Annotated in this window: 14 protein-coding genes and 1 tRNA gene; 12 read left to right on the top strand and 3 right to left on the bottom strand. The window is 32.5% G+C overall.

Going from position 1 to position 13,891, the window contains the following annotated elements; genetic code table 11:
* Positions 1 to 17: 17 nt before the first annotated feature.
* The 8 genes from wecB (at position 18) to BKH42_RS05170 (ending at position 8,733) form a co-directional block, all read left to right on the top strand.
* Positions 18 to 1,085: a UDP-N-acetylglucosamine 2-epimerase (non-hydrolyzing) gene (wecB, locus tag BKH42_RS05205; RefSeq protein WP_095295568.1), complete on the top strand. Its 1,068-nt coding sequence runs from the start codon at positions 18 to 20 to the stop codon at positions 1,083 to 1,085.
* A complete protein-coding gene (locus tag BKH42_RS05200) occupies positions 1,082 to 2,017 on the top strand; it encodes a Gfo/Idh/MocA family oxidoreductase (RefSeq protein ID WP_095295567.1) in 936 nt (311 codons plus the stop codon). The genes wecB and BKH42_RS05200 overlap by 4 nt, the downstream gene beginning before the upstream one ends.
* Positions 2,017 to 2,583, top strand: coding sequence for an acyltransferase (locus BKH42_RS05195; protein WP_095295606.1), 567 nt, complete (start codon positions 2,017 to 2,019; stop codon positions 2,581 to 2,583). Before BKH42_RS05200 ends, BKH42_RS05195 begins: the two co-directional genes overlap by 1 nt.
* Complete coding sequence (locus BKH42_RS05190; protein ID WP_095295566.1) at positions 2,580 to 3,668, top strand: DegT/DnrJ/EryC1/StrS family aminotransferase; 1,089 nt, start codon at positions 2,580 to 2,582, stop codon at positions 3,666 to 3,668. The genes BKH42_RS05195 and BKH42_RS05190 overlap by 4 nt, the downstream gene beginning before the upstream one ends.
* Positions 3,665 to 4,957 carry a nucleotide sugar dehydrogenase gene (locus tag BKH42_RS05185; RefSeq protein WP_095295565.1) on the top strand — a complete coding sequence of 431 codons (1,293 nt, stop codon included), beginning with the start codon at positions 3,665 to 3,667 and terminating at the stop codon, positions 4,955 to 4,957. The genes BKH42_RS05190 and BKH42_RS05185 overlap by 4 nt, the downstream gene beginning before the upstream one ends.
* A 90-nt stretch (positions 4,958 to 5,047) precedes the next feature.
* Positions 5,048 to 5,122, top strand: a tRNA-Asn gene (locus tag BKH42_RS05180).
* Positions 5,123 to 5,398: 276 nt separating this feature from the next.
* Entirely contained in the window at positions 5,399 to 7,297 is a 1,899-nt protein-coding gene (locus BKH42_RS05175) for a DUF1561 family protein (protein WP_095295564.1), read from the top strand.
* A 299-nt stretch (positions 7,298 to 7,596) separates the two neighbouring features.
* Positions 7,597 to 8,733, top strand: coding sequence for a type I restriction endonuclease (locus BKH42_RS05170; protein WP_095295563.1), 1,137 nt, complete (start codon positions 7,597 to 7,599; stop codon positions 8,731 to 8,733).
* 8 nt (positions 8,734 to 8,741) lie between these two features.
* On the opposite strand, the gene BKH42_RS05165 is transcribed toward BKH42_RS05170, so the two are convergent.
* From BKH42_RS05165 to BKH42_RS09765, 3 genes are all read right to left on the bottom strand, one after another.
* The gene (locus BKH42_RS05165) at positions 8,742 to 8,972 is read right to left on the bottom strand and encodes a hypothetical protein (RefSeq protein ID WP_095295562.1); all 231 of its coding nucleotides are present in this window, start codon (positions 8,970 to 8,972) and stop codon (positions 8,742 to 8,744) included.
* Between the two features lie 234 nt (positions 8,973 to 9,206).
* The gene (locus tag BKH42_RS05160; protein ID WP_095295561.1) at positions 9,207 to 10,265 is read right to left on the bottom strand and encodes a DNA adenine methylase; all 1,059 of its coding nucleotides are present in this window, start codon (positions 10,263 to 10,265) and stop codon (positions 9,207 to 9,209) included.
* Positions 10,262 to 10,663 (bottom strand): hypothetical protein, encoded by a 402-nt coding sequence (locus BKH42_RS09765; RefSeq protein ID WP_219349835.1) that lies wholly within the window; start codon positions 10,661 to 10,663, stop codon positions 10,262 to 10,264. Before BKH42_RS09765 ends, BKH42_RS05160 begins: the two co-directional genes overlap by 4 nt.
* Before the next feature lie 840 nt (positions 10,664 to 11,503).
* Here BKH42_RS09765 and BKH42_RS05150 point away from each other — a divergent pair.
* From BKH42_RS05150 to BKH42_RS05135, 4 genes are all read left to right on the top strand, one after another.
* On the top strand, positions 11,504 to 11,857 hold the full coding sequence (locus tag BKH42_RS05150; RefSeq protein ID WP_095295560.1) for a cupin domain-containing protein: 354 nt from the start codon (positions 11,504 to 11,506) through the stop codon (positions 11,855 to 11,857).
* Positions 11,858 to 11,933: 76 nt separating this feature from the next.
* Positions 11,934 to 13,007 (top strand): NAD(P)-dependent alcohol dehydrogenase, encoded by a 1,074-nt coding sequence (locus tag BKH42_RS05145; RefSeq protein WP_095295559.1) that lies wholly within the window; start codon positions 11,934 to 11,936, stop codon positions 13,005 to 13,007.
* Between the two features lie 200 nt (positions 13,008 to 13,207).
* Positions 13,208 to 13,450 carry a Flp family type IVb pilin gene (locus tag BKH42_RS05140; protein WP_180673990.1) on the top strand — a complete coding sequence of 81 codons (243 nt, stop codon included), beginning with the start codon at positions 13,208 to 13,210 and terminating at the stop codon, positions 13,448 to 13,450.
* 8 nt (positions 13,451 to 13,458) lie between these two features.
* Complete coding sequence (locus BKH42_RS05135; protein ID WP_180673989.1) at positions 13,459 to 13,875, top strand: prepilin peptidase; 417 nt, start codon at positions 13,459 to 13,461, stop codon at positions 13,873 to 13,875.
* Positions 13,876 to 13,891: the final 16 nt, after the last annotated feature.

Genomic DNA, 13,891 nt, shown 5'->3' with positions numbered 1-13,891 from the left:
TTTAGTATAATCTTTATATGAGAATACTGACAATACTTGGGGCAAGACCGCAATTCATAAAAGCTTCTGTTCAAAGCAAAGCATTCAAGAAGTATCCACAGATTGAAGAAATCATCGTTCATACAGGTCAACATTATGATTTCAAAATGAGTGAAATTTTTTTTTCAGATTTAAACATTCCCAAACCAAAGTTTTTCCTCGAAGCTGGAGGAACAACTCACTCAAAAATGACTGGAAAAATAATGGAGGGTATCGAAAAAATAATCTTCAAAACAAAACCTGATAGAGTGCTAGTGTATGGAGATACTAACTCTACCCTTGCAGGAGCACTTAGTGGTGCTAAATTAAATATCCCTATCATTCATATTGAAGCAGGATTGCGGAGTTTTAATCTCAAAATGCCCGAAGAAATCAATCGTATCCTTACAGATAGAATTTCAAGCCTACTTTTTTGTCCCACTCAAAACGCATATGAAAACCTCAAAAAAGAAGGATTCTTAAACTTTCCGTGCAAAATCCATGTCAGTGGAGATGTGATGTTTGATTGCGTAAAGCAATATTCACAATATGCAAAAAAACCAAATATCCCTATATCCAGTAATTTTACTCTAGCTAGTATTCACAGAGCTGAAAATACTGATGATATAGATAAATTAAAATCTATTTTTGAAGCCATTGAATTCATTGCAAAAAAACATCAGGTTATTCTTCCTCTCCATCCAAGAGTAGCAAAAATACTCTCTGATCAAAAAATAAAATTTTCAAACATCACCATCACGGAACCTTTGGGTTATCTTGAAATGATTTGGTTACTTCAAAATTCTAAATGTGTTCTCACAGATAGTGGAGGTTTGCAAAAAGAAGCATATTTCTTTTGCAAACCCTCTCTTATATTGCGTAATGAAAGTGAATGGATAGAACTCACGCAAAATAATTGTAATATACTAGTAGGAGCAGATAAAGAAAGAATTATCGACTCTTTTGCTAACATATCCAAACTATTTAATAGTCCCTTTCCTAAACATTTATTTGGTAATGGATTTGCGAGCGAACTGATAGCAGAAAATATTTTGGAGCAAATATGAAATTCGGAATCATAGGAGTGGGCGGATATGTCGCCCCTCGTCATCTTAAAGCTATCAAAGATACAGGAAATACACTGATGTGTGCCTTAGATCCTAGAGATTCTGTAGGCATTTTGGATAGTTATTTTCCACAAGCTGATTTTTTCACAGAGTTTGAGCGTTTTGATCGCCATATTGATAAACTCAAGAGAAAAAATGAAGGGCTTGATTATATCTGTATTTGTTCTCCGAACTATCTACATGATAGTCACATTCGTTTTGCTCTTAGAAGCTCGAGCAATGCCATTTGTGAAAAACCCTTGGTTTTAAATACTTGGAATATTGATGGTCTTGAAGAATTAGAAAAAGAGAGCGGAAAGAAAGTCTATAATATCCTTCAACTAAGGTTACATCCTAGTATCATTGCCTTAAAAGAAAAAATTCAAAAAGAACTTCATCAAAATCCAGATAAAATTTATGACATCACTCTTACCTATATCACTAGCAGGGGAAAATGGTATTTTGCATCCTGGAAGGGAGATGTGAGTAAAAGTGGAGGAATCGCTACCAATATTGGTGTGCATTTCTTTGATATGGTTTCTTATGTATTTGGAAATCCTCAAAAAAATATCGTTCATATTTCGAGACCTGATTGTATGAGTGGGTATTTAGAACTAAAAAATGCTCGTGTTAAATGGTTTTTATCTATCAATCAAGATCATTTGGAAAAAAAAGACAAAAGAACTCACCGCTCTATGCTTATTAATAATCAGGAAATTGAATTTAGCGAGGGTTTCACCGATCTGCATACATTGAGCTATAAGCATATTTTAAATGGCAAAGGTTTTGCACTAGAAGATGCAAGGAGATCCATACAAATTGTTCATGATATTAGAAATACCAATCCTATAGGAACTATAGGCGAGTATCATCCACTATGCAAAATCATATAATGAATCATTTTATACATCCTAGTAGCTTTATAGATGAAAATGTTCAGATTGGGAAAAACTCTAAGATATGGCATTTTTGCCATATCTTAAATGGTTCAATTATAGGTGAAAATTGCTCTTTTGGGCAAAATTGTGTCATCGGACCAAATGTAATCATAGGCAATGACTGTAAAATCCAAAACAATGTCAGTATCTATGAAGGTGTACAATGCGAAGAAAAGGTATTTTTAGGGCCTTCGGTTGTTTTTACAAATGTTTATAATCCTAGAGCCTTTATCAATCGTAAAAATGAATTTAAAAAAACCCTCCTAAAAAAAGGATGTTCAATTGGAGCTAATGCTACTATTGTGTGTGGAGTGAAGATTGGCGAATATGCTTTTATAGGAGCAGGGGCACTTATCAGAGAAGATGTGAAGGCGTTTGCCCTAATGGTCGGAGTTCCTGCTAGACAGATTGGTTGGGTAGATAAGGGTGGGAAAAAAATGATTTTTGTAAATGACACTGCCATAGATAGCTATGATGGAAGTTCATATATACTCAAGAACAACGAGGTATTCCAAAAATGAAAATTGACTTTGCCAATTTAACTTTAGCACACAATGAATATGCCGAAGAAATCAATGCAGCGATACAAAAAGTCATTCATAAATCTGATTTTATTATGGGCGAAGAAGTTGAACTTCTTGAAAATGAACTCAAAAACTTCGTTCAATCAAAACACGTCATTACTTGCTCAAGTGGAACTTCTGCACTATTGCTTGCACTTAAGGCAGCTGGGATTAAAAACAATGATGAAGTCATCACTACTCCATTTAGCTTTGTTGCTGCAGCAGAGATGATTGCACTTTTGGGAGCAAAACCTGTATTTGTGGATATAGATCCCTTCACTTATCAAATAAATCCATCACTTGTTCCAAGTGCTATAACCCATAAAACCAAGGCTATTATATGCGTGAGTCTTTTTGGTCATGCTTGTGAAATTGACACCATCAACGAAATTGCAAAAAAATATAATCTGATTGTCATAGAAGATGGAGCACAGAGTTTTGGATCAATTTACAAAGATAAAAAAAGTTGTAATCTCACCCCAATAGCTACAACAAGCTTCTTCCCAGCTAAGCCTCTAGGATGTTATGGGGATGGCGGAGCAGTATTTTGTAACGATGAGAATATTGCCAAAAAAATTAAAAGTCTCAGGGTTCATGGACAAACAAAACGTTATGAACACTCTTTCATAGGAATAGGTGCAAGACTTGATACGATTCAAGCTTCCATTTTGAGGGTAAAACTCAAACACTATCCCATTCAGATTGATAAAAGAGTAAAGGTTGCTAGACTTTATGAAAAATATCTCAAAAACAAATCCATACAGCTTCCCACTATAGCAGATCATATTCAAAGTGTTTATGCACAATACAGTATCTTATCCACTCATAGAGATTTATTAGAACAAAAACTCAAACACAAAAATATACCTTATAGTATTCATTATCCTTTGCCCCTACATCTTCAGCCTTGTTTTTCTTATCTGGGTTATCAAAAAGGAGACTTTCATATTGCAGAAAAAATATGTCAACAAATCTTAAGTTTACCCATGAATCCATATCTGACCGAAGATGAAATCAAATATATAGCAGGAGCAATTACTTGAAATCAAAATCAAATAAAACAATAGCAATTATCGGTCTAGGATATGTTGGACTTCCTCTTGCTATTGAATTTGGAAAACTTTATCCAACGATCGGTTTTGATATAGATGCAAGAAGAATAGAAGAGCTCTGTGAGCATAAAGATAAAAATGAGCAAGTTTTATCATCAGATTTTACGGCCTCTATTCATTTATCTTTTAGTAATAATCCAATCAAGATAAAAAAAGCAAATATCTACATCATAACTGTCCCAACGCCTGTGGATGAATATAAAACTCCAGACATATCAGCACTTTTAATGGCTTCAAAAATAGTTGGGAGAGGATTAAAGAAAGGGGATATTGTTATTTATGAATCTACTACCTACCCCACATGTACTGAAAATGAATGTGTTCCTGTTTTGGAAGATACAAGCAAACTTATTTACAATCAAGATTTTTTTGTAGGTTACTCACCTGAACGCATCAATCCTGGTGATAAACAACATGCCCTCACAAATATTAAAAAAATTACTTCTGGAAGTACGGAAAAAATTGCCAAAGAAATAGATTCTCTTTATTCTTCTATCATTAAAGCAGGAACTCATCTAGCCCCTTCCATACAAGTAGCCGAAGCAGCAAAGGCGATAGAAAATGCCCAAAGAGATCTCAATATAGCCTTTGTAAATGAACTTGCTATCATATTTGATAAGCTTGGAATCAATACTTATGAAGTGCTAGAGGCTGCAAGCAGCAAATGGAATTTTCTAAAATTCACACCTGGTCTTGTAGGAGGTCATTGCATTGGTGTGGATCCATATTATCTCACTTATATTGCTTCAAAGATGGGTTATCACCCCAAAATCATCTCTGCAGGAAGACAAATCAATGATACAATGCCCACTTTTATTGCTCAAAAAATGATCAAATTATTGGCAAAAAATGGCCTAGAGATATTAGGGGCTAGAATTCTCTTGTTAGGCATTACATTCAAAGAAAACTGCAAAGACATTCGAAATTCAAAAGTTCCTCAAGTAGCAAAAGAATTGCTAGATTTTGGTTGTGACGTTGATATATGTGACCCTTTGGCTGATGAATCTGAAGTTCTCAAGGTATATGGGATTGATATTTTTAATCTATCTCAATCTATTAAAAATGCTCAAGAAAAAAAATACGATGGGATGATTTTATGCGTTTCTCATCAAGAATTTAAAAACCTCTCTCTCTCGTTATTTACACACAAAAATAGTGTGATATATGATTTGAAAGGATTTTTAAACACTGCATCAACACAAACAATCACAAAACTTTGATAAAGATTTTCTTCTAGAGGACTTGACTTATATAGTAAAATACTTTATAATCACGACTCTGAAAAATTTAGTGCAAACTTTTCATGATATTCCAGATTAGCTCAGCGGTAGAGTAGGCGGCTGTTAACCGCTTGGTCGTAGGTTCGAATCCTACATCTGGAGCCATAGTTCGGTCATTCACTAGTTAAATCCTTCGTAACATTCTTATAAAATACCTTGCTGGTAACAAATCACGCTATCGACTTTTCCTTTCAATAAATTCTGTTTTTAGATCTCATTGCCATTTTTATTTATTATAATAATTTCAAAATACGATTCAATGTGCTTCAAACAGAAAAAATAAGTCTATAGAAATAATTATTTTTATTAATTTAAAATTAATATCTAATTATTATCAAAAATATTATATTATACAAATAAATATAAATAAGGAAAAATTAAATGAATAAAAATAAAAAAATAATTTTAACTATATTGACGTTTATATGCTTTTTATGCAATCTTTCATCTGCTCAAGGTATTGAACCCATCTCAATAATTCAAAAACCTACAGATAAACCCAAAGACAAACCAATTATGTTAAACACTTCAGGAGCGAAAACTTGCTATATCCCTACCTTTAGACCTGATGGGGGTTATATTGCAATATTAAACTGCGATGATCAAGGAAACAAACCAGCTAGATATGACGTATTCCAACGAATCAGCTACAATATCAACAACGTTTGGGTATGCCTAACAGCTCCTGAAGATGTAACAAATGGTAAAGTGACATGGGATTACATTTATTTATCCCCTTGTAGCATCAATGATAAAAATCAACGTTGGATTTTCAAGGATAATGCTTTTTACACTGGAGATGGTCAATTTCGCATCAAAAATACTGATTGGCTCTACATCACTAAAGACAAAACAGACAAAAATAACCACACGCTTGATTCTTCAATGAAGGATTGGATTAATACAATAGCCACACCTGGCAATCTAAGTATGATAACATCCATAGCTTGGGATTTAGTGACACCAAGTTCTATGAATCGCTACTACATAGGAGATAATCAATCTTGGGATTATTACGTTAACCTTTATTATAATCCTGAGAATGGTCACATTGCTACTTATGATAGTGGTAGCGGGAGTCTTTACTGCATGTATTCAGAGATCAACGGCTATGATTGGAATTGGGTGAGCTGGAAAGAATGCGCAGACGCCTTAACAAAAAAAGATAATCCTGCTTATTGGGATGTTTCTTTTACAAATAAAGGGGGAGGTATCATAAAAGATTATCAAGGCAATCTTTTGCGCGTTACAAGATATGGAAGCAATTGGGGTGTCCCCTATACAGCAAAACCTAGTTTTTTAAAAAATGATACCAATCATAGTCCAACTTCTCTCTTTGTTGTGAGTAAAGATTTACAAGATTGGGTCTTATATACCAATGGAAATTTAGGAGAGACATTAGAGTACTGCCCTGCCCCAGGAGGAAAAAAGAATCTTTTAGAGAAAAAAATAAAACGTTCTTTGCCTCCAAGTTTTGTGCTTAATGATGCATGGATAAAAAGATTATGGGAAATAGCAACAAGTGCAGATGGATCTGAAGAAGCCATATTTATATGTGGTTTTTGTTTGCTTCATAGCTATCAGATGATAGCTGAATTACAAGAATATCATATTCAAGGACCACTAGGTGCTGGAGGATATTTTTTTGATACAGCACAAGACGTGAATGCATTCATATCATTTAGCAATAGATTTCCTTTATTAAGAGAACGACTTGAGGCATTATTTCATATTGAGGAAATGCCTCTACTTCCTGGGGAAAGCAGACAAACAAGAACGCGACGTTTAGCATGGATGGCCTCTACTTTGATGCTCCCTCAATATAACTGGTCACCCTCATCTATAAGAACAACCGATCAAGAAATACGCAACCTTATTCAAGAGCTTTTTGATGCTCCAATAGGAACCCTTTGGCTTGGATTATCAGAACTCACAAATCAACATGGTCTTGGTACGCAATATCACGCACAACCATTATTGCGTTATGGAAATGGAATTGTTATCTTACCCACAAATGTACCAGGATTTTCCCTAGAGCAATATCAAACTTTTATAGATCCATATACAAATGTGCAAGAAGTTTTTCACGCTCTTTCAGATCTTCGAACTTTACTAACTTTTACCGCTGTAGAGATAGGAAATCTTTATGAAAACCCAGTTACACGAGGAATTTCTCAAAGAAATTGCACAGGATCAGGCGAGGATCGAAGAGGAAGTCGAATGTTCCCTAGTAGTTCGCTTATAAATCAATGCACTGGAGGAAGATGTGCGTTGCAATAATCAATAGGGCAAATGTGATCATAATGCTGTTTATGATCACTTAAACTCACAAAAATAACACCACAAGTAAATATAATCAAATAAATAACTTCAATAAATTCTACTCCTAAACCAAATCTTTTAATTTTTCAATCTTTCTTATAAATAAAATAATTATCAACTATTCATAATCAATATTAAGAATATCTTAAGGGGGGGGGGGCATATAATAGCCAAACACTTTTTCACAATGATTTTTTCGATTTTCTAATACAAAATAAAAAATCATAGTATCTCAAAAATTACAAAAAGGTGTTTTTATGCAGGAAAACGAAGATTTTATGAATCAAATCAAAAGATTCAGAAAAAATAGAGTATTACAAGAAGGAATCAGAGAGCTTATAAAAAACGAGGAAGAGACGAAGCTAAAACTTGTCAATCCATTTTTAAAAATACTAGGCTATGATGTCGAAGAAGTAGGAGTTTTGGTATCTGAAGGTATCGCTGATTTTAGAAACAAAAAAGGTAAAAAAGTAGATTACATAGCCTACAAAGAAAATAAACCCATTATGCTCATAGAAGCAAAATACCATAAGAAAGATTTACAACATTCCACTGAACAGCTTGAATTTTATTTTGACACCAAGGTGAAGGATGGATGCCATTTGGCAATGCTAACTAATGGTATTGAATATAGATTTTTTTCTGATTTAGATAATATAAATAAAATAGATGAAGAACCATTTTTTATTTTTGATTTTAGAGATTTTAAGGAAAAAGATTTAGAAATACTTCAAAAATTTACCTACAATCAAATTGATGTGGCCCAGATACAAGAACTAGGAAAAAGACTAAAAAACTATGGTCAGGTTTTAGAAATACTCACACAAGAGATGGAAAATCCGAGCACTGATCTTGTAAGGTTTTTTGCCACAAAGGTCTCAAAAGCCCAAAGAACTACTGCAAGTATCATAGAAGAGTTTAGCAAATATCTCAAAGAAGCTTTTAATGAAGTGAGTCATTCAAAACATAAAACTCTACCAACAGAAAATGTTATTTCTCAAAAAACACCCACAGTGCCTACTCAACCAAAAATAACTCATTCATACACAGAAGATGATCATTTGAAAAATATTCCAGAAAATACTATAAGACTCTATGAAATAATTAAGAAAGAAATTTTAAAATTAGAAGGTATTTCTCTAGAACCCAAAAAACAATCTATATCTTTTATTGTCGGAAAGAAAAGTATTGTTAGTTTTGTTATTTTACAAGGTAAAATAAAGGTCTATTTTAATTTAAAATATTCAGAAATAAATGATTACAAAAACAGGATCAGAGACGTGAGCAAGATTGCTACTTGGGGAGTTGGAGATTGTGAATTTATTTATGAAAATATTGAAGACATAGTTTATATGATTCCTTTCATCAAACAGTCCTATAACAAAAATAGATAAGATATTGCTTATGACCACTTGTTGCATATTTGGCATTGTGGAATGACATTGCCAATCACAAAACCTTTTTTTACATCTATGCGTCCTTGTCTTAATTCTACCATGACATTATGTCTCAAAAAATGATACTCGTTTTCTTTTGAACCACACGTAACGCACCTATAGTCGTGTTCCTTTTTGATTTTTTCAAACTCCTCTGCACTAATAAATCCTAGTTTGTTATCAGATTTTGTATCCATAAAATACATTCCTAATTCAATTTCAATTCTCATTCTAAATTTTAATCTAAAAGAATTGGATTATACCAATAAAATCTCAACTTATAAATATTTATTTTTTAAATACTTCTCTATGATAAAAAAATAATCTACTCTATTTTTGTTTGAAATACCAATTAATATACATAATTTTATTATCATTGTAAATTCATTTCATTTCATTTCAATTCACTGTGCTTTGGCATTTAAACCACCCTAATCTTTCCTCAAAATATGTAAATACTCAATCGTAGAATTCTGCTTATGTGTTCGTGAAGAATCAGCTTTGAACCGTTGATAGGGTTGTGAAACCATCGTATATTTCCCATATCTTTCGAAGATAGTTTCTATCTGTTTTAAATCTAGCAAACCCTCATCATTGTAACTCAGAAAAACATAATTGAATTTCGCATTCTTAATCAATTCTTCTAAAGCATTAGCCACTTGAGTCTTTTTGCAAAAGGAACTTTTTTTATAAGATCTAAGTCCCGTCTTTCCTTTAGGAATAAAATCATCATACAAAGCGATGGTATTAAGCAAATGATAATTCGCCCCATACTCTCTAGCATTATAAGGAGGATCCAGATATAAAATATCGCCTTTGATCTTTTTTATCAACTCATTACAATCTTCATTAAACACTAAAGCAGAAGTATCTGTGATCTCAAATACAGCAGGAGATAAAAAGATATTTTTTAAAGCTGACTTTTTGAAATATTTCAGATAGGCTCCATAAACTGAGGCGGTATTAGCAACCTTATCTGCACTTTCTAATAATGAAGCAAGAAGATGATAATAATCTTGTGTGCCTATGAGATTGTTATTTTTCCAATCAATGATCTTAGAAATGATTGCATCAATTTTTGCACCATTATAATCAGTGAAATACTGACGTGAATAAGTATCTAAAACTTGTTTTTGATATTGAGTTCTTTTAAATCTCTGCTCTTTTAAGCAGTAGTTTTGATATATTTTTCCTTCAATAGGCGGAGTGAGTTCATCACATTGCAACTCAAAAAACATATCTTTAAGATTGTCACTGATTTTTTGATTGGCAATATAGTTTTGATTCAATACAAAACTATAATACTCTTTGTCATTTGCTAAAACTTGCTTGACTTTATTTTTAAAATATCTCCCAACCACCCCTGTTCCTGCAAACATATCACAAAATATGCATTCATTCAATGATTTATAATCATCTTCTTGCAATACACGATATATGTGTGTGTATAAAAACTCACGAAGTTTAAATTTTGAACCGATATAATTCATAGCTTGGCAAATAAAACTACAAATGCTTGAGTTTTATATGTTCTCTCTCCTGTATTTTTATGTTTGAAAGCAAAGGTTATCTCCAAAAGCTCATCTAAATCCATTCTCTTAATGCTATTTTTTATAACTATAGCAGAAATATCCTCATCTAGATAGACTATACATAATCTAGGACTACTTCCAAAACGACCCTCATCTTGTTGTTCGTAAAGATATTTAGCGACAAGTCCTAGATTTTTAAAAGCTTTAATTTTCCAATTATCTCTAAAGTCTTTTTTAAATTTATCACTCACACTTCGTGATACTTTTTGATCAAAGGAAATTCCATTAATAAAAAAATCTACTCCCCCAATATGAGATAAGGTAGGGATAATATTTTTATTTTTTTCAAAAATCAAGCTTTCAGGGAAATCATTTCTTTCTGTATTAATTTCTTTAGCCCTCCTGTATCTAACTGCAACATTTCTTGCCTCCTCATCTTTATAAAAATGCTAGAAATATCTTGCGAATTAATCCTATGCACAAAATCTTGAAAAGCACCTTATAAAAAGGTTATTTAATTTCACTAAATCCAAACTCTTCGATTCATTCAAAAGAATTTCTATTGTATATTCACTCTGATCCTCTTTGAAATTTTTTTATTTCTTTGAAGATCTTTCTTATACTTGGAAGTGCTACTTCATAATTCCGCTTTTGAACAATTAAATTATAAATTTCTTCAGATTTTAAATTCTTTAATGAAAAAAAGGAATCCAAATTATTTTTCTTTGAAATCTCTTTGAAAAAACCAATTGCATTTTCTTTGTTTCCAAAAATCTTTTTAACGAGATTAAAATCTATTCTGCTCTTTATGTCAAACACTTCCACCATTTTCCCTATTACAAAAAATACTTTTAAGGAAAATTATACCATCTTTATTTTCCTCCCTATGACCATCAAAGACTATCTAAGCCTAACACTTCATAGAAATAAAACCCTAATACAGTATTTTGAAATAATCAAAGCCAATAAATAAGCGATTAAAACCTCATCTTAGAAAACCATAAAGCACTTGATGAAATAGAGACAAAAATGCGATACCATCAAAAACTTATCAAACAAGCAAAAAATCTCAAAAACATCCTCATAAAAGTTTCAACTAAAATAATCATATATTTTTGAAATTTTCATCATTTGTTCTTGAGTGATAGCAACTAGCAGGTTTTATAATTTCCCATATCGAAAATAAAGGATAAGAAATGGAAAATAACAATCAAATCATTCACCAAAAAGAGGAATCAAAATCTTTTGATGGGGATGAAAAATACTTTAGTAGAAATGTGAAAGTTAATATGCTTTTTGAAGCCACACCCTCTATGTGTTTTAGTGGAGCTTTGGTCAGTTTTGAAAAAGGAGCTAGAACTGCTTGGCACACTCACCCAAAAGGTCAGCGTCTTATCGTTACTGAAGGAGTGGGCTATACGCAAGAGTGGGGCAAACCCATTCAAATTTTTCAAAAAAGTGACACTATTATTTGCTCACCAAATATAAAACATTGGCAAGAAGCAAGCAAATATCTTGGTGTGCTATACTTCACTCACAAGTCAAGATAAAGATGGAAAAACGCAACTTGGTTGGGAAAAGTTACCAATGAGGAATATAATCAAATTACAAAAAAGGAGATTAAAAATGGAAACAAAATTTAACACAAATGAAAGAATACCCGCAAAAGGGTATGCCGTTCGATCCAAAGATGGGAAGTTTGAACCCTTTAGTTTTACCCGCCATCCTATGGGTAAAAATGATATCATCATTGATATTCTTTATGCAGGAATCTGTCATAGCGATATTCACAGTGCTAGGAGCGAATGGGCTAAAGGTATTTATCCGATGGTTCCAGGACATGAGATTGCTGGAAAAGTAATAGCTGTAGGTAATGAAGTCAGTAAGTTCAAGGTCGGGGATTATGCAGGAGTTGGCTGTATGGTAAATTCGTGCGGAGAATGTGAGGCCTGTAAAAGAAGTCAAGAGCAGTTCTGCGAACGAGGTCAATGTGTTTTCACATACAACAATCTAGACTGTTTTCATAACAACGAACCAACCTATGGCGGATATTCAAACAATATCGTCTTATCTGAAAAATTTGCCATCAAAGTACCTAAAAATGCACAAATAGAAAAAGTAGCTCCACTTTTATGTGCAGGAATCACAACCTATTCTCCACTCAAATTTTCTGACATCAAAGAAGGTTCTGTGGTTGGGGTTGCTGGTTTTGGAGGATTAGGGAGTATGGCAGTAAAATACGCAGTGAAGATGGGGGCAAAAGTAAGTGTTTTTGCAAGAAATGACAATAAAAAACAAGAAGCCCTTAAAATGGGGGTTACTCATCTCTATACATCTTTGGAAAATGTAAAAGAAAAATTTGATTTCATCATTTCCACAATTCCCACAAAATATGACATTGTGCCTTATCTTAAACTTCTTAAATATGGCGGAGAACTTGCAATTGTCGGATTACCCCCTGCAGATGTGATCCCGAAAGTGAGTGTATCTGAGCTCGTTTATAATGGCGGACGTAAAGTTTATGGCTCAATCATTGGTGGTATCAAAGAAACTCAAGAAATGCTTGATTTTTCTATCAAACATGAAATCTATCCAGAAATAGAATTAATAAAATCCAATGAAAAAGAAATAGATAAAGCCTATGAAAATCTTACTACAGGTAAAGCAAAATTTCGCTACGTCATTGATATGAAAAAATAATCCTTCCATCCATAATAAGGGCTAATAAGCCCTTCAAAAATTTAAATATTAATCTAGTTTTCTCAAATTAAAAAGTCAAATACTCATTCATTTTTGGATTCCAAAATCTCATAAAATATTAATTATGATAATCTTTATTATTTTTTAAGAATGATTATTATAGTATTCAACTCACAAAATTTTAAATGAAAAGGAAATATATGTTTAAAAAATTATTACATATTTTTAGCCATATGCAGATATTCATCATGCAAAAAGCATTTTTTAAATCCCAAAAAGGCGTGACAGCAATTGAATACGCTCTTATAGCGGTGGCTATTTCTTCAATGCTTTTTATTGTGCTTGGTAGTGGCGGTGAAGATGGTCTTATTTCAAAAATAAAAGAATCTTTTCGTTCTATTCAAGATGGCCTGAGCATCAGTAAATCTCAAGGTGGAAAATAAATACAGAAGTGTTTTTATTTATCTTATGGATCTTGATTTCAATATGGATTTCTTATACAGATGTTTTTTTTAGAATTATTAGCAATATTCAAATTTTATTTATCATAGCTTTAAGTACTGTATCATCATTCCAATTACATTTGGAAATAAATCTCTTGATGGCAGCTTTAATCTTATTTATAGGGATCATCATTTGGAGATTTGGATTTTTGGGTGCAGGAGATATAAAACTTATATGTGCACTAAGCTTGATTATTCCTTATGATTTGATAGGCTTGTTTTTGTTTCTAACCTCCATTGTCGGAGCTATAATCGGTATATTCATTTATATTTGTGCGAATTTTATAAAAATAGAAAAAAGCGTTCCTTATGGAGTGGCAATTATGGGTAGCTTTTTAATCCTATTTTTGCCTCATCTGTATTAATAAAATATTTTAGGGG

It is taken from the genome of Helicobacter sp. 13S00482-2, assembly GCF_002272795.1.
Lineage (GTDB): Bacteria > Campylobacterota > Campylobacteria > Campylobacterales > Helicobacteraceae > Helicobacter_J.
The sequence above is the reverse complement of the archived record's forward strand: the minus strand, read 5'-3'. Positions and strand labels throughout refer to the sequence as shown.

Excerpts from the sequence above, each read along its gene's own strand:
- BKH42_RS05140 (WP_180673990.1), top strand. The coding sequence starts at position 13,208 with ATGTTTAAAAAATTATTACATATTTTTAGCCATATGCAGATATTCATC.
- BKH42_RS05170 (WP_095295563.1), top strand. The coding sequence starts at position 7,597 with ATGCAGGAAAACGAAGATTTTATGAATCAAATCAAAAGATTCAGAAAA.
- BKH42_RS05145 (WP_095295559.1), top strand. The coding sequence starts at position 11,934 with ATGGAAACAAAATTTAACACAAATGAAAGAATACCCGCAAAAGGGTAT.
- wecB (WP_095295568.1), top strand. The coding sequence starts at position 18 with ATGAGAATACTGACAATACTTGGGGCAAGACCGCAATTCATAAAAGCT.
- BKH42_RS05190 (WP_095295566.1), top strand. The coding sequence starts at position 2,580 with ATGAAAATTGACTTTGCCAATTTAACTTTAGCACACAATGAATATGCC.
- BKH42_RS05165 (WP_095295562.1), bottom strand. The coding sequence starts at position 8,972 with ATGGATACAAAATCTGATAACAAACTAGGATTTATTAGTGCAGAGGAG.
- BKH42_RS05195 (WP_095295606.1), top strand. The coding sequence starts at position 2,017 with ATGAATCATTTTATACATCCTAGTAGCTTTATAGATGAAAATGTTCAG.
- BKH42_RS05175 (WP_095295564.1), top strand. The coding sequence starts at position 5,399 with ATGAATAAAAATAAAAAAATAATTTTAACTATATTGACGTTTATATGC.
- BKH42_RS05200 (WP_095295567.1), top strand. The coding sequence starts at position 1,082 with ATGAAATTCGGAATCATAGGAGTGGGCGGATATGTCGCCCCTCGTCAT.
- BKH42_RS05150 (WP_095295560.1), top strand. The coding sequence starts at position 11,504 with ATGGAAAATAACAATCAAATCATTCACCAAAAAGAGGAATCAAAATCT.
- BKH42_RS05160 (WP_095295561.1), bottom strand. The coding sequence starts at position 10,265 with ATGAATTATATCGGTTCAAAATTTAAACTTCGTGAGTTTTTATACACA.